This window comes from Hoeflea sp. Naph1 (genome assembly GCF_046837775.1).
In the GTDB taxonomy this organism is placed as follows: Bacteria; Pseudomonadota; Alphaproteobacteria; order Rhizobiales; family Rhizobiaceae; genus Hoeflea.
Genome location: NZ_CP177286.1, coordinates 3,848,002 through 3,870,831, shown reverse-complemented (window position 1 = coordinate 3,870,831; position 22,830 = coordinate 3,848,002). Strand labels below are relative to the sequence as shown.

Annotated in this window: 20 protein-coding genes; 9 read left to right on the top strand and 11 right to left on the bottom strand. The window is 62.2% G+C overall.

The genetic code is table 11. The annotated features are described in order from the left end of the window. The first annotated feature begins 9 nt into the window (after positions 1-9). Positions 10-1,683, top strand: a complete 1,674-nt coding sequence (gene recN / locus ACK6D9_RS18610; protein ID WP_412049645.1) for a DNA repair protein RecN — start codon at positions 10-12, stop codon at positions 1,681-1,683. Between the two features lie 54 nt (positions 1,684-1,737). Here the strand turns inward: recN and ACK6D9_RS18605 are convergent, their stop codons facing one another. Further along, a complete protein-coding gene (locus tag ACK6D9_RS18605) occupies positions 1,738-2,373 on the bottom strand; it encodes a hypothetical protein (protein WP_412049644.1) in 636 nt (211 codons plus the stop codon). Between the two features lie 154 nt (positions 2,374-2,527). Here ACK6D9_RS18605 and ligA point away from each other — a divergent pair, with 154 nt between their 5' ends. After that, positions 2,528-4,633: an NAD-dependent DNA ligase LigA gene (gene ligA / locus ACK6D9_RS18600; protein WP_412049643.1), complete on the top strand. Its 2,106-nt coding sequence runs from the start codon at positions 2,528-2,530 to the stop codon at positions 4,631-4,633. Positions 4,634-4,730: 97 nt separating this feature from the next. On the opposite strand, the gene ACK6D9_RS18595 is transcribed toward ligA, so the two are convergent. Further along, complete coding sequence (locus tag ACK6D9_RS18595) at positions 4,731-6,032, bottom strand: GGDEF domain-containing protein (protein ID WP_412049642.1); 1,302 nt, start codon at positions 6,030-6,032, stop codon at positions 4,731-4,733. A gap of 395 nt (positions 6,033-6,427) precedes the next feature. On the opposite strand from ACK6D9_RS18595, the gene ACK6D9_RS18590 reads away from it, so the two are divergent. Then, positions 6,428-7,135, top strand: coding sequence for a hypothetical protein (locus ACK6D9_RS18590; RefSeq protein WP_412049641.1), 708 nt, complete (start codon positions 6,428-6,430; stop codon positions 7,133-7,135). Positions 7,136-7,143: 8 nt separating this feature from the next. Here ACK6D9_RS18590 and ACK6D9_RS18585 read toward each other — a convergent pair whose 3' ends face one another. Beyond that, positions 7,144-8,661 (bottom strand): inorganic phosphate transporter, encoded by a 1,518-nt coding sequence (locus tag ACK6D9_RS18585; protein ID WP_412049640.1) that lies wholly within the window; start codon positions 8,659-8,661, stop codon positions 7,144-7,146. A 318-nt stretch (positions 8,662-8,979) separates the two neighbouring features. Between ACK6D9_RS18585 and ACK6D9_RS18580 the strand changes: the two genes are divergently transcribed. From ACK6D9_RS18580 to ACK6D9_RS18570, 3 genes are all read left to right on the top strand, one after another. Next, positions 8,980-9,720: a spermidine synthase gene (locus ACK6D9_RS18580; protein ID WP_412049639.1), complete on the top strand. Its 741-nt coding sequence runs from the start codon at positions 8,980-8,982 to the stop codon at positions 9,718-9,720. Between the two features lie 103 nt (positions 9,721-9,823). Further along, positions 9,824-10,546 carry an AzlC family ABC transporter permease gene (locus ACK6D9_RS18575; RefSeq protein ID WP_412049638.1) on the top strand — a complete coding sequence of 241 codons (723 nt, stop codon included), beginning with the start codon at positions 9,824-9,826 and terminating at the stop codon, positions 10,544-10,546. Further along, positions 10,543-10,860, top strand: coding sequence for an AzlD family protein (locus ACK6D9_RS18570; RefSeq protein WP_412049637.1), 318 nt, complete (start codon positions 10,543-10,545; stop codon positions 10,858-10,860). Before ACK6D9_RS18575 ends, ACK6D9_RS18570 begins: the two co-directional genes overlap by 4 nt. A 60-nt stretch (positions 10,861-10,920) precedes the next feature. Here ACK6D9_RS18570 and ACK6D9_RS18565 read toward each other — a convergent pair whose 3' ends face one another. Next, positions 10,921-12,750, bottom strand: coding sequence for an aminopeptidase P family protein (locus tag ACK6D9_RS18565; protein WP_412049636.1), 1,830 nt, complete (start codon positions 12,748-12,750; stop codon positions 10,921-10,923). Positions 12,751-13,023: 273 nt separating this feature from the next. On the opposite strand from ACK6D9_RS18565, the gene ACK6D9_RS18560 reads away from it, so the two are divergent. After that, complete coding sequence (locus ACK6D9_RS18560) at positions 13,024-13,197, top strand: hypothetical protein (protein ID WP_322990196.1); 174 nt, start codon at positions 13,024-13,026, stop codon at positions 13,195-13,197. Positions 13,198-13,308: 111 nt separating this feature from the next. Here ACK6D9_RS18560 and ACK6D9_RS18555 read toward each other — a convergent pair whose 3' ends face one another. The 4 genes from ACK6D9_RS18555 to ACK6D9_RS18540 form a co-directional block, all read right to left on the bottom strand. Next, on the bottom strand, positions 13,309-14,196 hold the full coding sequence (locus tag ACK6D9_RS18555; protein ID WP_412049635.1) for a 50S ribosomal protein L11 methyltransferase: 888 nt from the start codon (positions 14,194-14,196) through the stop codon (positions 13,309-13,311). Continuing rightward, the gene (locus ACK6D9_RS18550) at positions 14,193-16,067 is read right to left on the bottom strand and encodes a sodium:proton antiporter (RefSeq protein WP_322990194.1); all 1,875 of its coding nucleotides are present in this window, start codon (positions 16,065-16,067) and stop codon (positions 14,193-14,195) included. Before ACK6D9_RS18550 ends, ACK6D9_RS18555 begins: the two co-directional genes overlap by 4 nt. Positions 16,068-16,259: 192 nt before the next feature. Further along, the gene (locus ACK6D9_RS18545) at positions 16,260-16,853 is read right to left on the bottom strand and encodes an SCO family protein (RefSeq protein ID WP_322990193.1); all 594 of its coding nucleotides are present in this window, start codon (positions 16,851-16,853) and stop codon (positions 16,260-16,262) included. An 87-nt stretch (positions 16,854-16,940) separates the two neighbouring features. Continuing rightward, entirely contained in the window at positions 16,941-17,117 is a 177-nt protein-coding gene (locus ACK6D9_RS18540) for a hypothetical protein (protein WP_322990192.1), read from the bottom strand. A gap of 151 nt (positions 17,118-17,268) precedes the next feature. Here ACK6D9_RS18540 and ACK6D9_RS18535 point away from each other — a divergent pair, with 151 nt between their 5' ends. Further along, entirely contained in the window at positions 17,269-17,769 is a 501-nt protein-coding gene (locus tag ACK6D9_RS18535; protein ID WP_322990191.1) for a CreA family protein, read from the top strand. Between the two features lie 9 nt (positions 17,770-17,778). Here the strand turns inward: ACK6D9_RS18535 and ACK6D9_RS18530 are convergent, their stop codons facing one another. Together ACK6D9_RS18530 and ggt are read right to left on the bottom strand one after the other, a co-directional pair. Next, positions 17,779-18,132, bottom strand: coding sequence for a DMT family protein (locus ACK6D9_RS18530; protein ID WP_412049634.1), 354 nt, complete (start codon positions 18,130-18,132; stop codon positions 17,779-17,781). Positions 18,133-18,271: 139 nt separating this feature from the next. Then, positions 18,272-20,005: a gamma-glutamyltransferase gene (gene ggt, locus ACK6D9_RS18525; protein ID WP_412049633.1), complete on the bottom strand. Its 1,734-nt coding sequence runs from the start codon at positions 20,003-20,005 to the stop codon at positions 18,272-18,274. A gap of 204 nt (positions 20,006-20,209) precedes the next feature. Here ggt and ACK6D9_RS18520 point away from each other — a divergent pair, with 204 nt between their 5' ends. Then, positions 20,210-21,388, top strand: coding sequence for a class I SAM-dependent methyltransferase (locus ACK6D9_RS18520; RefSeq protein ID WP_412049632.1), 1,179 nt, complete (start codon positions 20,210-20,212; stop codon positions 21,386-21,388). 66 nt (positions 21,389-21,454) lie between these two features. Here the strand turns inward: ACK6D9_RS18520 and ACK6D9_RS18515 are convergent, their stop codons facing one another. Continuing rightward, complete coding sequence (locus ACK6D9_RS18515; protein ID WP_412049631.1) at positions 21,455-22,618, bottom strand: NADH:flavin oxidoreductase/NADH oxidase; 1,164 nt, start codon at positions 22,616-22,618, stop codon at positions 21,455-21,457. Positions 22,619-22,830 lie beyond the last annotated feature (212 nt).

Below are 22,830 nucleotides of genomic sequence, written 5' to 3'. Positions count from 1 at the left end.
CAGGGCGCGATGCTGGTACAGCTGTCGATCCGCGATATAGTCCTGATCGAGAAGCTTGATCTCGAGTTTGACGCCGGGCTCTCGGTCCTGACCGGTGAGACCGGGGCCGGCAAATCCATTCTGCTTGACAGCCTGTCGCTGGCGCTCGGTGGCCGCGGCGATGGTTCGCTTGTGCGCCATGGCGCTGACAAGGGCCAGGTTACCGCCGTGTTCGATGTCGGCGCGGATCATCCGGCGCGGCTGCTTTTGCGCGAAAATGGCATTGATGATGACGGTGATCTGGTGTTTCGCCGGGTGCAGTCGGGCGATGGCCGCACGCGGGTGTTCATCAACGACCAGCCAGCCAGTGTGGCGCTGATGCGCGAAGCCGGGCAACGGCTGGTGGAAATTCACGGCCAGCATGACGACCGCGCCCTGATCGACATGGATGCCCACCGGGCGCTGCTTGATGCCTTTGGTGGCCTGAGCGAGCGCGCGGCCGAAGTCGGCGCGCTGCATGAGAGCTGGCGCGAAGCGGAACGGGCGCTCAAAACCCACCGGGCGCGGGTCGAGGCGGCGCGGCGCGAGGCCGACTGGCTGCGCTCATCAGTCGACGAGCTGGAAAAGCTGGTGCCGGTGGAAGGCGAAGAGGAACAGCTCGCCGAAAGCCGTTCGCGGATGATGAAGGCCGAGAAGATGGCCAGCGACATCAACGAGGCTGATGAGGTGCTAAGCGGCCAGGCATCGCCGATCCCGGTGATCAGTGGCTTGCTCAGGCGGCTTGAGCGCAAGGCCGAACAGGCGCCGGAACTGCTCAACGACACGGTGGCGGCACTGGATGCGGCACTCAATGCGCTGGCTGAAGCCCAGACCGCCGTCGAGGCGGCGCAGCGGGCCGCGGATTTCAACCCGCGCGAGTTGGAGGAGACCGAGGAGCGGCTGTTTGCATTGAGGGCGGCTGCGCGCAAATACAATGTGCCGGTCGACGCGCTGGCCGAATTGGCGGCGCGGATGATGGCCGATCTGGCTGATCTAGATGCCGGTGAAGAACGGCTGTCGGCGCTTGAAGCCCGGGTGGGGCAGACCGAGGCCGTGTTCCTGCAGTCGGCCAAAGTCTTGTCGGAACGCCGTCACACTGCGGGTGCTGCGCTGACTGCTGCAGTGATGGCCGAACTGCCGGCGCTGAAGCTGGAGCGGGCTGAATTCATTGTCGAGATCAGCAGTGATGCTGCCAATGCCGGGCCGACCGGCATCGATACCGTGGCCTTCCACGTGCGCACCAACCCCGGCTCGCGGCCTGGCCCGATCATGAAGGTTGCCTCGGGCGGCGAACTTTCGCGGTTCCTGCTGGCGCTGAAAGTGGCGCTGGCCGATCGCGGCTCTGCGCCGACGCTGGTTTTTGACGAAATCGACACCGGTGTCGGCGGCGCGGTGGCCGATGCCATTGGCAAGCGGCTCAAGCGGCTGGCTGATGGCGTTCAGGTGCTTTCGGTCACCCATGCGCCGCAGGTGGCGGCACGGGCTACCACGCATCTGCTGATTGCCAAGGGGCCAACCGAGGAAGGTTCGAGAACCGTGACCACCCGGGTGCGCAGCATGGGCCTTGATGACCGGCGCGAGGAAATTGCCCGGATGCTGGCCGGCGAGCACGTTACCGCCGAAGCGCGGGCTGCAGCCGCACGGCTGCTGGATGTGGCGGACTGAGGAGATCTGGCCCGGTCCGGGGCAGGGAACCGGCATGCGTGGCTGTTGATCTGCCTACCAGAAAGTCTTGTTGAAAACCGATGGCCCTTCGAGCCGCGCCATGATGGTCATGACGTGGTCGGTGGTATTGCGGGTGCTGTCCGCGCTCCGCCGCACATTGGCGCTGTCGCGGGCATCATCCGAGATCAATTCGACCACGCCCCGGAGATGATAGGCGGTGTTCATGAAGCTTGCCGCAGTCTCCGCGTCTTCAGGGCTCATTCTGGCGCTGAAAGGGGCGTCATCGGCCATCACGTCGAGATAGGCCGTGAGCACGGCGTCGTCCGTAGCTGTGCCCAGATTGGCGGGCTGCTCCAGCCCGGCAAGCGTCTTGAACGCGGAAGCAAAATCGGTGGCTGCGGATTCAAGTTCTTTCGCCATCCGTGCCGTGTGGCCGGCCAGAAAGCCCGGGGCGAGATTGAACAGCGACAGCGTGTTCATCTGCTCCTTGAGGTGCTTGAGCCGGTCCTCGGCAAAAGCCTTGCGGCTGAGCGCCGCTGACTCGACAAAATTATCAAGCCGCGACAGCGCGTTCGAATCTTCGTCACCGGTTTCGACAGTTTCGGACGTCGCTGTTGCTGGCGCGGTAGCGAGTGTCGTCCGCTCTGTGGCCAGCTTGGGGGCGGTGAAAATATGTGCGTCGACGATCATCTGTCCGTCATTCCTTGTTTGCGGCGTCAAAACCCGCATGCCATGCCAGCATAGGCCGCAAATCCTAATTGCTGATTGATCTGCGGGCACCCGACATTGGTCTTTTCATTTGTCCGGATTTCTCTAAAACGGTGCTGATCGTCGGAGCCCCATCATGACCCATCAGCCAAAGCCGGTAGCCGAGTTGTCGGAAGCGGAAGCGAAGACCGAACTGGAACGGCTGGCGGCTGAAATTGCCCGTCATGACGAGGCCTATCACGGCCATGACGCGCCGTTGGTTTCGGATGCCGAGTATGACGCGCTGAAGCAGCGCAACCTTGCCATCGAGGAACGATTTCCGCATCTCAAGCTCGCCGATTCCCCGTCCGAGAAAGTCGGCGGCGCGATAGCCGAAGGCTTTGGCAAGATCACCCACAAGGTGCCGATGCTATCGCTGGACAATGCGTTTAACGATGAAGATGTGCGCGACTTCGTCAATTCGATCTACCGGTTCCTGGGGCAGCTTCCGGACAATTCCATTGCGCTGACCGCCGAGCCGAAGATCGACGGACTGTCGATGTCGATCCGCTATGAGGACGGCAAGCTGGTTACCGCCGCCACCCGCGGCGACGGCACCACCGGTGAAAATGTCACCGCCAATGTCAGGACCATCTCCGAGATCCCGAATGCGCTGCCCGCGGGTGCGCCGTCAGTGGTGGAAGTGCGCGGCGAAGTGTACATGGCCAAGGCTGATTTCCTGGCGCTGAATGAGCGCATGGCTGCCGAGGGCAAGCCGACCTACGTCAATCCGCGCAACACGGCGGCGGGCTCATTGCGTCAGCTCGACGCGAAGATCACGGCCAGCCGCAAGCTCAGGTTCTTCGCTTATGCCTGGGGCGACATGTCGGCGATGCCTTCCGACACCCAGCACGGCATGATCGAGGTGTTTTCAGCCTGGGGATTCCCGGTCAATCCGCTGACCAAACGGTTGCACAGCGTCGAGGAACTGATTGGCCATTACAACGAAATAGGACTGGCTCGCGCCGATCTGCCCTATGACATTGACGGGGTGGTCTACAAGGTCGACCGGCTGGACCTGCAGGCTCGGCTTGGCTTCCGCTCGCGCAGTCCGCGCTGGGCGATTGCGCATAAATTTCCGGCCGAAAAGGCCGTGACCAAACTCACCGCCATCGACATCCAGGTTGGCCGTACCGGCGCGCTGACCCCGGTGGCGCGGCTCGAGCCGATCACGGTCGGCGGCGTGGTGGTGACCAATGCGACGCTGCACAATGCCGAGGAGATCGAGCGGCTCGGCGTTCGCATCCATGACACGGTTGAGATTCAGCGCGCCGGCGATGTCATTCCGCAGATCTTGCGGGTGGTCGATTCACCGGCCAATGCAGTTTCATTCGAGTTCCCGAAAATCTGTCCCTGCCATCTTAAAACGCCGGTAATCCGCGAGGAAACGGCGGGCGGTGTTGAAGGCGTCATCCGCCGTTGTTCGGGCGAATTTGCCTGCCCGTTCCAGCGCAAGGAACATCTCAAGCATTTCGTCTCACGCAAGGCATTCGACATCGACGGTCTGGGCGAAAAGCAGATCGAATTTTTCTATGACGACACCACGCTGCCGATCCGCCAGCCTGCCGACATCTTCACGCTGAAGACGCGTGACGAGGCCAATGGCTTGCAACGGTTGAAGAATCGCGATGGCTATGGCGACACCTCGGCGCAAAAGCTGTTCGACGCCATCGAAGCGCGCCGCACCATTGCGCTCGACCGGCTGATCTTCGGCCTCGGCATCCGCCATGTCGGCGAGCAGACGGCCAAGACGCTGGCGCGCGCCTACGGGACCTGGGAGGCGTTGCACGAGGCGGCATTGGCCATTGCCGAGGGTGACAAAGCGGCGATCGAGGAGATGGATGCGCTCGACGATATCGGTCCCGCAGTGGTTGAGGCCATCGGCCGCTTCTTCGGCGAGCCGCACAATATCGACATGGTCGAAAGACTGGTGGAGCAGCTCACCATTCTGGAAGCTGAAAAGCCGGCGCAGGATTCCCCCGTCGCCGGTCTCACCGTGGTGTTTACCGGCAGTCTCGAAAAAATGACCCGGGATGAAGCCAAGGCGATGGCCGAGCGACTGGGTGCCAAGGTGGCGGGTTCGGTGTCGAAGAAGACCGACATCCTGGTTGCCGGCCCCGGCGCAGGCTCCAAACTCACCAAGGCGCAAGGTCTGGGTGTGCGCACCATGACCGAGGACGAATGGTTCGAGCTAGTGGGCTGACATAGGTCGCTTCAAGCTGGATCCAGGTGACGGGCATCAGCTCATTGTTTTGAATGTCGGTATCGGAAATCTGCTGCACATTTTTGCGCGAAATGCCTTAGGCAACATCGCGTGCCGTCGACACATGAACCCGCTCGGTGTGCGTGCCATTATCCTGCGGTGGCGGAGCGACCACCGTTTGGTTCTTGCCGCTGCGCTTGGCATCATACAGCGCCTCGTCGGCGCGCTTGATCAGCATTTCCGGGGTTTCGTCGCCCTCCCACAGGGCCAAACCGATGCTGATGGTTACCTGTCTTGCCGCGGCGTCTCCCGAGGTGTTCAACCGGAACGATTCAACGGATTTGCGAATCCGCTCGGCCACGGCGGAAGCTTCGCTTGCGGTGGTGCCGGTCAGCACCACGAGGAATTCCTCGCCACCGTAGCGTGAGACGATGTCGCCGTCGCGCAGGGCGAGGCTGATCTTGTTGGCCACCCCCTTTATGCACTCATCACCGGCGGCGTGGCCGAAGGTATCATTGAGCTGTTTGAAATTATCGATGTCGAGCATCAGGAAGGCTATAGCCCGCTTGGCGTAAGTGGTGTCGCTCCAGATCCGATCGATATCTTCCTGGGTTGAACGCCGGTTCTGAATTCCGGTCAGCGGGTCGAGATTGGCGATCACCTGCAATTCGGCATTGAGGCTCGCCAGCGCCTCCTGGTCGCGCAGTTCGCGGATTTTCGATTTGAAGCCTTTCCACTGGCTCCTCAGTGCCGCCTTTCGCGTTGTGGCGAAAGCGATGATGGCGCCGCTGTAAAAACAGCTGGTGCTCAGCGCCAGCAAAGGATCGGGGATCGGCCCGGTGATGACCATGCCGGCATGGAGAATGATTGCTGCGATAACCCCGGCGACCGTCCAGCGAAACTCGATGGGGAAGAACAGGATTGCGGTGGCCACCGTGAACAGCGCTCCGGTGAGATACCGTTCGAACAGCGAAACCCCGCCCAGCGCACCCAGCGCACCGGACCCGATCATGATGGTCGCCGAGACCATAACCAATGTCGCGCCCTGGACCCAACTTGCCCGCTGCCGTCCCCAGAGCAGGTAGAGGCCCAGCAGAATGGTTGAGACAATAAGGCCGCGGATGATCAACGTCGGCATCAACAGTGAGGGGCTGACAAGGTAATCGAAAGACATAAGGAGAAAATTGAAGACGAAAGCTGCCTGCAGCCAGGCGCGTGCCTTGAGCGAATGCGCCGCCCAGGAATAGCTGTCGTAGAGTGCACTGAGCGCAGGCGACGCATCGGGCGTGCAGCTATCCTGCGTCAGCACCCGGTCAGGAAGCATGACGCGATCAGTCATCGCAGTTTTAAGCGCATCATTATAGACGCGCTGGCTGTGTGCCCGGTGATTGTCTTTCACGGTGTTCCTCATTGCGGCCGGAGCGTAGCACCGGTTTGTTAAGAAGGGCTTTCCGGTTGGTTACACTTTGTGGCATCAAACAGCGGTGTCGCGGCGGGCGGAATTATGCGCATCAGGGCGATGATCGGCAGACAAGGCGGGCGCGCACCCGCTTGCGCAGACCAGTGTGAACCTGTCGGGCAGCGTTTCGTTGCACCGAGCCGGTCGAGGTCAAGTATCGGGGCCGCATATCACCCGTTCGGGTGATTGATTGCGACAGGTTCAGCCTGCTTACTCCTATTAACCGAACATTAAACAAGAGACGCCGTTCAGGGGTGGCGTGGCATTTTTTACTCGGGCGACATCGGGTGGAGCCATGCATTTTCCTGGACGTTAAAAGGCAATGGGGAATGTACATGAAACTGAAAACGACTGGCATTGTTAGTCTTGCAATCCTGCTTTCAGCCTGCCAGACGCCTTCCTCCTCATCCAAGTCGGAAGCAGCCAGCACTGAAACAGCCGAGTCAGAAACCTTCGATACCGCCGCCGCGGCTTCGACCGCCACTGCTTTTGCCGCGACGCAGGCTGCTCCGGCGGTGTGTTCAATCGCGCTTCAGGGCGGGCCGCCGCCAAAACCGGCAAAAGGCGCTGATTTTGCGAAGAATGCGGTCGGCAAAAACCTGGCACGCAACGTCGGGCGCAATGTGCTCGGCAACATGATCGGTGGCGGAGTCATCGGCGCGACCGTGGCAAGCCAGGTGGTGCGCACGGAGCAGGATCTTGGCGGCAAGTGGATGGTGACCGACGGACATTCCAACTGCGGCTGCGAGGTTCAGATCAGAACCGGTGCCGGCGTCATCGCGCAAGGGTTCGGGAGCCGCAGCGGCTACAAGCTGAAAGATGCAAAGGGCGGAAACATGAAAAACCTGTCCTGCTCCAATCCGCACCTCGCCAATGTCGGCAGATTTGCGCTTGGGTACAGTTTCACCGGCTACGATGCCACGCTGGCGATCGAAAGCCGCAACGGCCAGCCGGTGGCCGAGATGAAGCGCGATGGCATCAACTATTTCTCCGGCAGTCTGGCCGATGGAACCGCGGTTACCATGTGGCGGCGCGGCGGTTAGCGCCTCGTTTACACCAGCGCGAAGCGCAGGATCACGAACAGAACCCCCGACAGCACAGCGGCGGCGGGGACGGTGATCACCCAGGCAGCGATGATCGACAGGAAATGCGAGCGCCGCACCAGTTTGCGGCGGCGCTGCTCGTCGGGCCTGCCATTGCCGTTACCATTGCTGGTGTCGCTGGTCTCGTCATCGTCCTTGTTGATGTGATGGCGGGAGACATATTCGGCGCGGCGGGTGGAATTCTCGGTGTACCATTCGCGAAAGAACCCGACCCCGAACACGGCACCCACGGCAATATGGGTGGAACTGACCGGCAGGCCCAGCCAGGAGGCGAGGATCACGGTGATTGCCGCCGACAGCGCCACGCAATAGGCGCGCATCGGGTTGAGCTTGGTGATCTGGTTGCCGACCATGCGGATCAGTTTCGGGCCAAACAGCAGCAACCCGAGCGAAATGCCCGCCGCGCCGACTGCCATCACCCACAGCGGAATTACCACCCTGGACGCGACTTCGCCGGCTTCGGCGGTATGGACGATGGCTGCAAGCGGTCCGACCGCGTTGGCCACGTCATTGGCGCCATGGGCAAATGACAGCAGTGCCGCGGAGAAAATCAGCGGCAGACCGAACAGTTTTCTCAGCGACTGGTTGCGGTTTTCAAGCCCGCGCGATTGCCTTGCAATCACCGGCCGGGCGACAATCCAGCTCAGGATTGCTACGCTCAAGCCGATCAGCAGCGCCGTGCCCAGGGGAATCGTGACGATGGCTTTCACACCCTTGAGCGCCAGATAGGCCGAGAAAGTGCCGGTCATGATGGCAATCAACACAGGAACCCAGCGTCGGGCAGCGGCAATCTTGTCATCCTGGTAGATGATAGCGGTCTTGATGAAGGCCAGAAAAGCCGCGGCGATCAGCCCGCCGAGAAATGGCGAAATCACCCAGCTTGCGGCAATCGAGCCCATGGTTGGCCAGTTGACGGCGTCGACGCCGGCTGCGGCAATGCCCGCGCCCATCACGCCGCCGACAATCGAATGGGTGGTCGATACCGGTGCGCTCAGCCAGGTGGCGAGATGGATCCACATCGCCGCCGAAACCAGCGCCGCCATCATAGCCGCAATAAAGACATTGGGATCGGAGACGGCAACCGGATCGATAATGCCCTTGGAAATGGTGGAGACCACGTCGCCGCCGGCAATCAGCGCGCCGGCGCTCTCAAACACGGCGGCAATCGCCAGCGCGACGCCGAGCGTCATGGCCTGCGAGCCGACCGCCGGGCCGACATTATTGGCAACATCATTGGCGCCGATATTGAGCGCCATATAGGCGCCGATCGTGGCTGCGGCGACGATTACCACTGCGCCGGGATGACCGGTGACGAAAACGGCGGAAATGACGGCGCACAGAAAGATGAACACCAGCGCCAGGCCGGGCGTGACAAAGCTGCGGTTGAGCAGGCCGGTGGCCTCCTCCATCACCGCAATCTTGTCGAGATCCTTGTCGAGCGTTGGTTTGCGGTAGGTATCGGGCATTGGAGGTTGTGTTTCCCGTGTTCCGGTCCAGTCCGGCTTGCCGGTTCTTTCCGGCTGAAGCCCGATCCGGCAGCCTTGAGGTCACCGATGTGGTGTCGATGAACGCCCGCCGCGGTTCCGTCAAGCCGAAGCCCGGCTGTATCAACGTATTTTCCCGGTTCCAGGCGGTTTTGAGGTAGATGTGACGCCAAAGGCGCAGGTCAAGGCCCTTCGCCTGCTCACGGCGCCGCTTGTCAGTATAGATCAAAGCGTCGATAACGACGAAAGCCCTGCCGCCGGATCAGTCAGGGCAGAGCACTGGAGCGGAGCGCAATACGCATGAGCAGATTGTTCGAAGAACTCGATTACCGACCGACACCGATTGGGCCGCTGGTGCTCAGGCGGCGGCGCGAGGCCCGGCTCGGGGTCGATATTCTCGAGATCAAGCTCGGTGAAGAGCATCTGATGTCGGATCTGTTCACGGCATCGGAAATTGCTCTTGCCACGCTGGGCTTGGCAGCCAGGCCGGGCGAGGGGCTGGACGTGGTGGTCGGCGGGCTCGGGCTCGGCTTTACCGCCAAGGCCGCGCTTGATGAACCGCGTACCGGTTCGCTGATCGTCATTGAATATCTCGAAGCAGTCATCGACTGGCACCGCACCGGCTTGTTGCCGCTGGGCCCGGAACTGACCGGCGACCGCCGCTGCAAACTGGTGGAGGGCGATTTTTTCGCTATGGCCCGCGGCGAGGGCGGTTTCGATCCGGACGCGCCGGGGCGCTTGTTCGATGCGATCCTGCTCGACATCGATCATTCGCCCGATGCGCTGCTCGATCAGCGCAGCGAGAGTTTCTACCAGCCGGAAGGCCTTGCGGCGCTGGCAGCCCACCTCAAGCCGGGCGGGGTGTTCGGGCTCTGGTCGGATGAAGGCACCGACGACAGTTTTACCAACCGGCTGGCGCAGGCGTTTGCCGAAGCCTGGGCCGAACCGGTGACGTTTCACAATCCGTTGCAGGACAAGCCGTTCACCCAGACTGTGTATCTGGCGCGCAAGGCGGAGGTTGCTGAGCGTGTGCACACTTGAGGCGTGAACCAGCGTATCAGTGCGCTTCATCTCAACATCAATGCTATTGAATTGACAGGTCAGTAATGCTGACCTACCGATCGGGCCTGCATTTGGAGCCCTGATGACCACTTCCCGACGACACTTCTGGCACGGTGCGCGTGACAGCCTGCCGATCGTTGCTTCCGCGGCCCCCTTCGGCCTGCTGTTTGGCGCGCTCGCCGTGGATAACGGCCTGAGCATTGGCGAAGCGGTGCTGATGAGCGCCATGCTCTATGCGGGCGCCAGCCAGATGGTCGGCATAGAGCTATTCGGCGCCCATGTGGCGCCCTGGCTGGTCGTTTTTTCGGTGTTTGCTGTCAATTTCCGCCATGTACTCTATTCGGCAGCGCTCGGTCGCAAGATGGATTTGATCCCGGGTTGGCGCAAGGCTGTGGCGTTCTTCTTCCTGGTCGACCCGCAATATGCGGCTGCCGAAGCGCGTTATGAGACAGGCAAGCCGCTGACCTTCGCCTGGTATATGGGGTTGGCTGTGCCGATCTACATCTTCTGGGTGCTGGAGGCGTGGGCCGGCGCGCTGTTTGGCAATCTGATCGCTCATCCCGAAGCAATTGGCCTGGATTTCGTGCTGTCGATCTATTTCCTCGGCCTGGTGCTGGGATTCCGCAAGCGCGCCAACTGGCTGCCGGTGGTCATCGCCTCGGGTCTCGGATCGATACTGGCCTACTGGCTGGTCGGCTCGCCCTGGCATGTCAGCCTCGGTGCGCTGGTCGGCGTCTGCGTGGCCGTGCTGCTGCCGCTCAAGCCCGACGATCCGGTGGCTGACGCGGCGGAGGCGCCGTTATGAGCAACGATTTTCTCGGGGTTTCCGTCAATATCTGGATCATCATCGCCGGTGCGCTGGTCACCTATGCGACGCGGGTGGGCGGGCATCTGGTGCTGTCGCGGGTCAAGCGGGTTCCGCCGCGGGTCGAGGCCGCGCTGAACGCCGTTCCCGCCGCGGTGTTGACCACCTTGGTGGCGCCGGCGGCCGTATTCAACGGCCCGGCCGAAGCACTGACGCTGGCAATCTGCCTGGTGATAGGCCTGCGTATCCCGATGATGGCGATGTTCGGCATCGGCTGGGCGCTGATCGTGGCGCTCAGGGCCGCGGGGTTGTAAGGGTCAAAGGCGACCGGCTGTTTTTCGCCGGTCTCCTTTGTTTCCGCGATCTCCCGTAGTTTACAGCGGCGTTGTTGCTGCTTCCAGCCAGCCAAGCGCCGAATCGCCCGAGAGCAATGGCGAGAGTTCTTCGCGCACCCGGGCGTGATAGGCATCGAGCCACTCCCGCTCGACCTGATCCAGCAAGTCCTTGAGGATCAGCCGCTTTTCGATCGGGCACAGCGTCAGCGTGTCAAACCCGAGCATCGGCTTGTCGCCGCCGGGAATGTCGCGCGGCGGATGCACGGTGACCAGGTTCTCGATGCGGATGCCGAACCCGCCGTCACGATAGTAGCCCGGTTCGTTGGAAACGATCATGCCGGGCAGCAGTTCCTGCACGCCGCGCCGTGAAATCGTCTGCGGGCCCTCGTGAACCGAGAGATAGCTGCCGACGCCATGGCCGGTGCCATGGGCGAAATCGGCGCCGGCCTTCCACAGCGCAATCCGGGCAAAGGCGTCGATGTCCAGGCCGCGGGTGCCTTGCGGGAAGCGCAGCAGGCTGATGGCGATCATGCCCTTGAGCACCAGCGTGAAGAACCGCTTCTGCTCCTCGGGCACGTCGCCCACGGCAATGGTGCGGGTGATGTCGGTGGTGCCGCCAACATATTGTCCGCCCGAATCAATCAGCAGCATTTCTCCGGATTCAACCCGGCGGTTGGTCTGGGTGTTAACCCGGTAGTGCATGATCGCCGCATTTGGCCCGGCGCCGGAAATGGTGTCGAAGGACAGCGCCTTGAGCGGCATCTGCATGGCTTCACCGGTGTCGCGGCGGAATTGTTCGAGCTGACGAGCCGCGCCGATCTCGTCGAGACTGCCCGGCTGCTGATCGTCAAGCCAGGCCAGAAACCGGACCATCGCGGCACCGTCCTGACGGTGTACGGCAGCGCTGCCGGCAATTTCGGCGGCATTCTTGGTGGCGCGCGGCAGGCGGGCAGGATCGGTCGCCGTCAGCACGGTTCCGCCTGCGGCCTTGATCAGCATCGGGATGGCATGCGAGGCCACGGCCGGGTCGACCATGATCTTGCCACCGCTAAGACCCAGCGCCGTCAGCGCCTCGTCAAAGCTTGACGGTGGATTGAGATCGGCGAGCTGGGTCAGATAGGCTTCGGCCTCGATGCCGGTCTTGCGCTTGTCGATGAACAATTGCGGCCGGCCATTGGCCGGGATGATGGCGCGCGACAGCGGGTGCGGTGTCGAGGGCAGGTCTTCGCCGCGAATGTTGAAGCTCCAGGCAACCGAGGACGGATCGGCCAGGATCACCGCGTCAGCGCCGCCATCGCTTGCGGCTTCGGCGATCATCGCCAGCTTGTCGCGCGCAGGCCTGCCGGCATAGTCGAGCGGCTGGATCGTCACCGTGCCAAGCGGCGGCTGTGGCCGGTCCTGCCAGATCGCATCCACCGGGTTGCGTTCAAGCAGCACCAGCTTGCCACCGAGACTTTCGAGCGCGGTCTCAAGCCTCTCGACGTCTGCTGTCGGCCAGGTCCAGGGATCGATGCCGAGCCTGAGCCCCTTGAGGCCCGATTTGGCGAGATGCTGCGCCAGCGGCGTGGCAATCAGGTCCTGGTAGGTGAAAATCGCCGGGTCGGTCTGGGCGCGCACCTGGGCGGCGTAGCGGCCATCGACAAAGATGTGCGCCTGGTCCTTGAGCACCAGCACCAGACCGGCGGAACCGGTAAAGCCGGTCAGCCAGGCCAGCCGTTCGGCGCAAGCCGGCACATATTCGCCCAGATACTCGTCCGAGCGCGGCACCGCCACGGCATCGACGCCGGTAGCCTCCATATCGGCGCGCAGGCTGGCAATGCGGCTTGCCGCCTGATCGGGCGAGGAGAGCACGTCAAATTTCTGAAACATCATGGATTTCCCGAGAGGCTGTTGGTGACGCCGTTATAGCAAGACGCGTGGCGTTTGGCAGAGCCCCGCATGCAATTTCTCTTGGCCGGTTGGCTAAAAAACGAGGCAGCAGGCAAAAACGCCTAATTCGTGCGCATCTTGCATTGGTCGCAAGCAATTCATGCGGCAGGCGCATAGCTCCCCTGCAATCTCTGGTCTGCACATTCGCGCAGGAATCCTTATCTTCAAAACACAGGAGTAGTGAAGTTTCACTCGACCAAAAGGAACATGCAAATGTCCAGCAAATTTTTCCAGAATGCCTTCAACCGTCTTGTCGCCGCCCGCGAACTTCAGGTTCGCCGCTACGTCAATGGTTCGCTGTTGACGATGGATGACGCCCAGCTCGCAGCGCTCGGTCGCACTCGCGAAGAAATCCGCCGCGAAGGCTCGCAGGCCTACCTGTTCTAGGCTTCATGCAGGCTGAACCAACACAGCCACAGTAGACAGCAACGGCTCCTTCGGGGGCCGTTTTTTGTTGCCCGCATTTGCGCGCTGGTGTGTTGACGCCAACTCCGCCGCCTATTTCAGGTGGATCGTTACCCAGCCATTGCGCCACAGGGTCTCGACATGGTGCAGGCCCTGGCCGTTATAGGCGGCGAGCACCTGCCAGCGCTGGCGTGCCAGGATCCCTGACAGGATCACCGAGCCGCCGGGCGCCAGGTGCCGCTTGATGTCGGGTGCCATGCGCATCAGCGGCCGGGCCAGAATGTTGGCGATGATCAGCCGGAACGGGCGGGCCTGGGCAAAGGCGGTGGCATGAAAGCCGGGTGCGGTGAGGCAGTCGATTTGCGCGGTGCGGTGGTTGTGGAGGACATTGGCCTTGGCCACGCGGGTGGCTACCGGATCGATGTCGGTGGCCAGCACCCGCACCGGGCCGAGCTGGGCGGCGGCAATGGCCAGCACACCCGAGCCGGTGCCCAGATCAAGCACTGGATCGAACCAGGCGGGCCCGCCGGGGCCGGCACGCATCACCTTTTCGATCATTTCCAGGCAGCCCGCAGTAGTGCCGTGGTGGCCGGTGCCAAAAGCCTGACCGGCTTCCAGCTCGATCGCCAGATCGTGCGGGTGGACCATGTCTCGGTCGTGCGCACCATGGACCAGGAATCGTCCGGCACGCACCGGCTTGAGCCCTTCGAGTGATTTGGCGATCCAGTCGACATCACCAAACTCTTCGGTCTGAACCGCAATGCCAGGGAAATCGGCAGCGAGGCAGGCGGCAATCTGCGCCTTGAACTCCTGGTCGGGCTCACCGGCTGGATAGACCGAAGCCTCCCATATCCCGTTTGCTTCGTCGACTTCCATGGTGGCGATCGGCAGGCCGTCGTCTTCGAACATATAGCTTAGCAGATCAAGCGCGCGGGCGGCGCCGGCCTCATCGGTGACGATATAAAAACGATGGTCGCTCACGAACGGTTGTTTCCTTCGTCACTGGAGGTCTTGGCGGCGGCGGTCACTTCGGCCTTGCGCGCAGTCTTGCTTGCGGCCTCGGCCTTGGAGCCGTCACGCGGCAGCGCGAAGCTCAAGATCCGGTCATTGGCGCTGGGTGAGTTCTTTGTCGTCGAGGCAAATACCAGCGAGCCCGAAGGTTTGATCCACAACAGAACCATGGCGCCTTCGGTGCGGGCGGCCTGGTAGGCTTCCCAGCCAAACTCGTCGGTCAGACGGGTGAGCTGAAAGGTCCAGCCCTTGAGCAGCTTTTCACGCAGGTCGAGGAAGGTGACCGGCTCCTTGGTCAGCGAGCGGCCGCCCAGTGTGAAGCTCAGGGCCTGGCGCGCCTTGTCGTCGATACGGCCGATCTGAAACACCCGGTCACGACCGAGTTCCGGCCCGAAATCGGTGCAGACCAGCGCATTGTAGGCATCGTTGTCGCCCGCCGCGATCAGTGTCGAGAAGCGTTTCGGGTCAATCGCGTGGTGGGCCGATTCCGACAGTACCTCGCCGAAATAGACCGGAATGTTGGCAAGCCGCGCCTCGGCCAGATGGTTCCAGTTCTGGTCGGCCAGCATCACCGGCACCTCTGCCTCGTTGAGCTTGGCGGCAAGGGCTGTCGACCAGCGCGAACCGCCGACAATCAGGATGCCGGGCTGGGATGTCTTCTTGAGCTTCAGGAATGCGGCCAGTGGCGCCAGGGTGAAGCCGTGCAACACGATGGTGGTGACGACAACGGCAAAGGTGAAGGCCACCATCCGTCCGGCATCCTCGACGCCGACATCGGCCAGCAGCGTGCCGAACAGGCCGGACACGGCCACGGCGACAACACCGCGCGGGGCAATCCAGGAGGTCAGGATGCGTTCCTGGATGGTGGCGCCGGAGCGGATCGTGGCGATCATGATCGCCACAGGGCGGATGATGAACAGCAAGGTTGCCACAAACAGCGCCGCGCTCCAGTCGAGCGACTTGATGTCGGCGATGCTCAGCGAGGCGGTGAGGATGATGAACACGCCCGACACCAGCAGGGTTGTGATGGTTTCCTTGAAGCGGCGCATGTCGGTGAGCGAGGCGATGCGGCTGTTGGCCATGACCACACCCATGACGGTAACGGTCAGAAGCCCTGCTTCCTCGAGCACCATGTTGGTCAGCGCATAGGCCAAGATGACAGCGGCCAACAGCACCGGGGCCTTGAGATATTCAGGCACATGGCCGCGGATGAAGGACCAGACCACCGCCTTGGCGGCAAGCCAGCCGCCGCCAAGAGACACCGTGAAGCCGACAATCACCAGCATCACCAGGTTGTCGATCTGGTGCAGCCCGATGGAGACCAGGATCGCTTCAAAGGCGACCACGGCGAACAGCGCGCCGATCGGGTCGTTGACGATCGCTTCCCAGCGCAACAACGAGGCGGGGCGGGCGTCGAGCTGGGCCTGGCGCAACAGCGGCATGATCACCGTTGGACCGGTGACCACCAGAATGGCGCCAAGCACGATCGCCGTCGGCCAGCTGAGCCCGCCAATGTAATGCGCAGCCAGCGCCGCCATCGCCCAGGTCAGCGGCCCGGCATACATGACGATGCGCCGCACCGCTGTCGAGGTCTCGCGGATTTCCTTGAAGTTGAGTGTCAGCCCGCCTTCAAACAGGATGATCGCCACGGCGATCGATACCATCGGCCGGTAAATATCGCCGAAATCGGTGGCCGGGTTGAGAAAGCCCGTGGCCGGGCCGGCGATGAAGCCGGCGGCAAGCAGCAGCACGATGGCCGGCAACTGCAGCCGCCAGGCGCACCACTGTGCGGCGATGCCGGCGGCGCCGATCACGGCGAGTTTGAGAACGATATCGTCCATGCCGGCTCCTGTCGTGGCGTGCCGGATTATCCGGCTGCACTGCGATTATGTTGCTTCTAATGCATGTCGCGTTCAAATGGTAAGATTAAAACGACAACCGACATGCATAATTCAAGCAGTTACAGCGCCGCGCACCCGGTGGGATGAACAACGCTGTTGTCTGCTACGGCGAAACCGCCGAGATGGTTGCCTTTATAGAAGGTTTTTGAGCTTGGCCACAGCATTGTCGGGATTTTCACCCCAGGCAATGGTGCTCTTGAAGCGGCCCTGGGCATCAAGCAGGAACACCGAGGCGGTGTGATCCATGGTGTAATCGCCATCGGGATCGGCTGCATCCACAGGCACCTTCTTGGCATAAATGTTGAAACCCCTGATCACCTCGGCGATCTCTTCGGGGGAGCCGGAAATGCCGATCACCCGGTCAGTCACGCTCGACACATAGTCGCCAAGCAGTTCCGGCGGGTCGCGTTCCGGGTCGACGGTGATGAAATAGGCGCCGATCTTGTCCCCGTCGGGGTCAACCTGCTTGAGCCAGCCATCCAGTTCGAACAGCGTCGTGGGGCAGACTTCCGGGCAATGGGTAAAGCCGAAGAACAGCGCCGTGGGCCGGCCCTGGAACGCGGCTTCGGTGATCGGCGCGCCATTCTGGTCGACGAGCTTGAAAGGAACGCCGTAGGGATTGGCGGCGGTTTCGCTCTGGCTGCGCTGCCATTCATAGGTGAGCCAGCCCAAAGTGATCGCCACGGCGGCGACCAGGACCCATATTACGACGCGGAAGGTTTTCATGTCTCGGCTCTCATTCTAGGGCTTGATTGCCCGGCAGATGCAGTCCCGCGCAGCGCGGGGCGGGCAGCTTTCAGGTGTTCGGGTTGATCAGAGGCACCAGGCCAGTCCGTTGGCGCTGAGCGCGTGATAGAGCGCCGCCCCGTTGGTGGTCCAGGCGGCAAAGGCAAATCCGGTCAGCACCGCAGCGACCAACAGGACCAGCGCGCCGACGAGCAGGCGTCGGGGCGGGAGAGCTCTGTGCGGATGTGCGGGTGCAGTGATCATGGTTCCTGTCTAGCGCGCGTCCCCCCTGATGCCAAGCGGCAACCCCTTTCAATTGTCCGTGACAGGCTCCATATCAGCACCAGTAAAATCATGACGCGCGGAACCGGAACTGGAAGAGATTTCGCGCGTTTGCCCTGCAAGGAGACTGTTAATGCCCCTCATCCAACGCCCCCTCACAGCCCTGTCGGTGGGTCTATTTGCCGCGCTGTCGCTGGCGGCTCCCGCTGCGGCCGAGCAGGTCGGCGAAGTCGGCGTTGACTGGCTCGGCAATGATATCCTGATTGATGCGGTGAGCGATCCGCAAGTTGCCGGCGTCACCTGCCATGTCGCCTATTTCGACCGTGGCGTCATCGACCGGCTGCAGAAGGGCAACTGGTTCGAGGATCCGTCCAACGCCTCGATCTCCTGCCGCCAGACCGGCCCGATCACCATCAAGGACATCGATCTCGACGAGGACGGCGACGTGGTGTTCAAGGAATCACGCTCGCTGATCTGGAAATCGCTGGTGGTGCGCCGGATCTACGACAAGGCCAACGACACGCTGATCTACCTGGTCAATTCGCAGCAGGTGCAGGACGGCTCGGCCAAGATGAACATCTCCACCGTGCCGCTCTACGGTCAGGACGTGACCTGGGAAAACGGCAAGCCGTAAGGGGCATCCCTAAGCCTTGAAGATCACTGCGGCACCGATAGCGATTAGGGTGAAGCCGGCCAGATGGTTCCAGCCAAGCGGCTCCTTTAAAACGACGACGGAGAAGCCGGCGAAAACGATCAGGGTGATCACTTCCTGCATGGTCTTGAGTTCGGCTGCGGACCAGACCGCATGGCCGATGCGGTTGGCGGGCACTGCGAGGCAGTATTCGAAGAACGCGATGCACCAGGCTGCGGCGATGACGATCAACAGCGGTGAAGATTTGAATTTGAGGTGACCGTACCAGGCGAATGTCATGAAGACATTGGAAGCCAGCAGCAGCAGGACTGGTAGCCATTTGACAGCGAAAGGCGAGAGACTCATGACAGTGATCTCCACCGCAGGATGCGATGCGGAAAATCACTGCAGATATTTCGGCCCGTTCGTCAATAGCGTGTTTCCCCGCCAGCCGTTTCTTTCGCCTGATTGCCAGATCTGACGGCTTCTCGAACAGAGACTTCCCTCAATACCCCACCGTCGCCGATCCCGTCCGGCGCGGGTCCGATGCCCCCAGCAGCAGGCCCTTCTCTACATCGACATGGATCGACTGGGTTGAGCCCATCACGCTTTTGACCGCGATCCTGTGCCCCTTGGCCTCGAGTGCTGCCACCGTATCGCGGCTCAGGCCGCCATCCTCGACGCGGATTTCGTCGGGCAGCCATTGGTGGTGGATGCGGGCGGCGTGGGTGGCTTCGGCGACGTTCATGCCGTGGTCGGCCATGTTGGAGATCACCTGCAGCGTGGTGGTGATGATGCGCGAGCCGCCGGGGCTGCCGGTGACCAGGAACGGCTTGCCATCCTTGAGCACAATCGTCGGGCTCATCGAGGACAGCGGCCGTTTGCCGGGCTCCACCGCATTGGCGTCGCCGCCGATCAGGCCATAGGCGTTGGGCACGCCCGGCTTGGCGGAAAAATCATCCATCTCGTTGTTGAGCAGCACGCCGGTGCCCGCCGCCGTCATGCCTGAGCCATAGGAAAAATTCAGCGTGTAGGTGTTGGATACCGCGTTGCCATCCTTGTCGACGATGGAGAAATGCGTGGTCTGGTCGCTCTCATAGGGCGCCAGCTTGCCGGGCTTGATCGAAGCGGACGGCGTGGCGCGGTTGAGGCTGATACCGTCGCGAATTTTTGCCGCATAGTCCTTCGAGGTCAGGGCTGTGACCGGCACATCGGCAAAATCCGGGTCGCCGAGATATTCCGAGCGGTCGGCATAGGCGCGCTTCATGGCTTCCGCCATCAGATGGATGGTGTCGGATGAATTGTGGCCGAGAAAGCCGATCGGATAGCCCTCCATCACATTGAGGATCTGGATGATGTGGGTGCCGCCTGAGCTGGGCGGCGGCATCGAGACGATGTCGTAGCCGCGATAGCTGCCGCTGACCGGCTCGCGGATGATTGCCTTGTAATTCGCCAAATCCTCAACGGTCATCGATCCACCGGCATCCTGCACCGACGTTGCGATTTTTTGCGCCACTTCACCTTTGTAAAACCCGTCGGTGCCTTCTGCCGCGATCTTCTTCAGCGTGGCTGCCAGATCTGGCTGCTTGATCACGTCGCCCGGTTCGTAAAAGCTGCCATCCTCCTTGTAAAAGATCGCCGCCGAGGCCGGCCAGGTCTTGAGCCGCTTTTCCAGTCCCTTGAGACTGTCGGCCAAATCGGCGGTAACGGTGATGCCGTCCTCGGCCAGCTTGATCGCCGGGGCTGCGGCCTCAGCCAGCGTCATGGAGCCATAGGTTTCGAGCGCCAATTGCATGCCGGCGACGGTGCCGGGCACGCCGACGGCCAGACCATGAAAGCGCGACAGCTTGCTGTCGGCATTGCCCTCGGCGTCGAGATACATGTCGCGGGTCGCACTCGCGGGCGCCATCTCGCGGTAGTCGATCGCCTTGGTCTCGCCGCTCTCGGCGTCATGCACCATCATAAAACCGCCGCCGCCCAGGTTTCCGGCGCGGGGCAGGGTGACCGCCAGCGCCAGCGCTACGGCAACACCGGCATCCACCGCATTGCCGCCATCCTTGAGTACCTGCAACCCGACTTCAGCAGCGACCGCCTCCTGCACCGAAACCATCGCGGATTTCGCCCAGACCGGATGCACCGTATCCATCGAGCTGTAGATCGCCGCTTCCTGGGCGGTGACGGCAACAGGGGCAAGCGCGATCATGGCGGCGGAGGCGAGGGCTGTGAGCGGGCGGATCATCGGGGCGGTCCTTTCGAAACTGGCGGCTGGGCGAGGTCATGTGAGGGCAACATGGTGAGCCTAGACCGGATTGTCTGTTTGGTACAGAATTCCGGGCTCGCGAATTTCACAATGCCGGTTTGTTTCTTCGTGGTGGGCGGGTAGAAGGAAGCTGGCGGGGCATGAGTTTCCCGTCAGCTGATAATAGCCCCCGAAGGAACGCCCTTGAACGCCCCTGACCGTATCGAAGAGTTGTTGATCGCCACCAAAGACGCGTTCCAGAGCGGGTCTCTGATCCGCCTCAAGCTTGGCGGCTATCACGGCACCGAGCCCGAACTGAAGTCGGTCGAGGTCAAGAAGATCGCGGTCAAGGGTGGGGAGAAGTACTCCTTCACCTACAAATACAAGACCCGCGACACGATCAAGAATTACGTGGAGCCCGAAGCGCTGGCGCTGTTACGCGAGGACCTGAAGCATGAGTTTCGCAGTGCGCAGCTGGCGACCACCGAATTCGACATGCTGTTCGAGCGCAATGGTCAGAAGCAGCGGCTCAAGCGCACCGAAGTGGAGGGCCGCGAGGCGCCATCGACCGATCACAACCGGGCCAAGAACCGGCCGCTCACCGAAACCGACAAGCCCTGGCTCAAGGCGCTGGGGATTGCCGGCAAGAACGGCGCGGTGCGCCATGACGCGCAGGACAAGTTCCGCCAGATCAACAAGATGGTGGAGATCTTTGCGCCCTTGATTGCCGCGATCAAACCCGAACGACCGCTGATCGTCGATATGGGCGCGGGCAAGGGCTATCTCGATTTCGCGCTTTACGATTATCTCGACACCGTCGCCAAGCGTCCGGTCCGCATTGTCGGCGTCGAGATGCGCGCGCAGCTGGTCAGCGTCGGCAACGCCACGGCAAAGGCATCAGGCTTTGACGGTTTGAGCTTTCAGGCCGGCACCATTATGGAATTTGACGCCTCTGGTGCGGATGCGGTGATCGCGCTGCATGCCTGCGACACGGCCACCGACGACGCCATCTTCAAGGGCATCAATGCCGGCGCCGCGCTGATTGCGGTGGCGCCATGCTGCCACAAGCAGATCCGCCGGCAGATGGAAACCGGTCAGCCCGACGCGCGGCTCGAGCCGCTGCTCAGGCACGGCATCTTCGTCGAACGCCAGGCCGAGATGGTCACCGATACGCTCAGGGCGCTGCTCTTGGAGCTCAACGGCTACAAGACAAGGGTGTTCGAGTTCGTCTCCGACGCGCACACGCCGAAGAACAATCTGATCGTCGGTGAAAAGGACGGCCGGATGGGCCGTGACCGCGACGCGGTGCTCAAGCAGATCACCGAGCTCAAGACCATGTTCGGCATCGAGCAGCATTATCTCGAAGGCCTGCTCGGGCTGTGACGCGGAAGAGTGCCTGAACCCGCCGTCTGTCGGGTTCCATTGGCACTCGCCTCTTGAACCGATCGCCTAGGCCCCCGAAGCGCCACTCCTGGGCACGTAGAAATCCGAGGTTTTCTGCCGGCCTGCCAGCCACCAGCCTGCCTGTTGCGGCCAGGTTTCGAACGCGGTGTCGTGGCCCAGTGTGCGCGCTGCATGCTGCGCCCAGTTCGGATCGACCAGCGCCTCGCGACCGATGGCAATCAGATCGGCGCGACCTTCGGCTAGAATGGCTTCCGCCTGCTCCGGGTGGGTGATCAGGCCCACGGCCATGGTGGTCATCTGAACATCTTTCCTGACCCGTTCGGCATACCCCACCTGAAATCCGGGCTGGCGCTTCTGGCCACCGCTGGCGGTCGCGGCCCCAGCGATGCCGCTTGATGAACAATCCATCACGTCGACGCCGATGCGCTTGAGCTCGCCCGCCAGCACCACGGTGTCATCGAGCGACCAGCCTTCCGGTGTGCCGTCCACAGCCGAGGTTCGGAAGAACAGTGGCAGCTCGTCGGGCCACACCGCGCGCACCCGCTCGCCAATCTCCAGCGCTAGCCGCATGCGACCGGCCAGGTTGCCGCCATATTGGTCGGTGCGCTTGTTGGAAAGCGGCGAGAGGAAACTGTGCACCAGGTAGCCATGGGCGCCATGAATCTCGGCGATCTTGTAGCCGGCGGCCAGCGCACGACCGGCGGCGGTGGCATAATCGTCAATCAGTTCGTTGATCTCGGCCTGCGATAGCGCATGCGGCACCGGCCAGCCATCGGCCACCGGCACGGCGGAGGGGCCGACCGGTGTCCAGGACATGTCGCCGCGGGCGATGTCGGCATCGTTGAGCGGGCCATTGCCGAACCAGGGGCGCTGCATGCCGCCCTTGCGGCCGGCGTGACCGAGCTGGATGGCGGGAATGGCGCCGTTCCTGAGTGCAAACTGGGCGACCCTTGCATGGCCGGGAATCTGGCTGTCGGTCCATAGGCCGGGGCAGCCATGGGTGATGCGGCCATGCTTCTGCACCGCCGTGGCCTCGGTGAAAACAATTCCGGCGCCGCCGATGGCAAAGCGGCCGAGGTGCACCGTGTGCCAATCGTCCAGATGTCCATCATGGGCCGAATACTGGCACATGGGTGAGATCACCACCCGGTTGCGGGTGGTGATTCCGCGAAGCGTAAGCGGTTGGAAAAGCTGGGGCAAAACGGTCATCGGGATTCCTTCAGGGGATTTTGCGGGACGCTATCGCGCGCGGCAACCAAGGGCAATCGGCTGGCGGCAAAACACACAGCAGGTTTGTGAGGGGCTGCAGGATCTGGCTGGCGTACGAACGATCAAAGAGTTCCCACGCCGGTCAGGCTGTGAGAACGCTCCCTCTCCAATCCCCCCCCGCAGCGTAAATCCGCAGCGGCAGGGCGGGATCA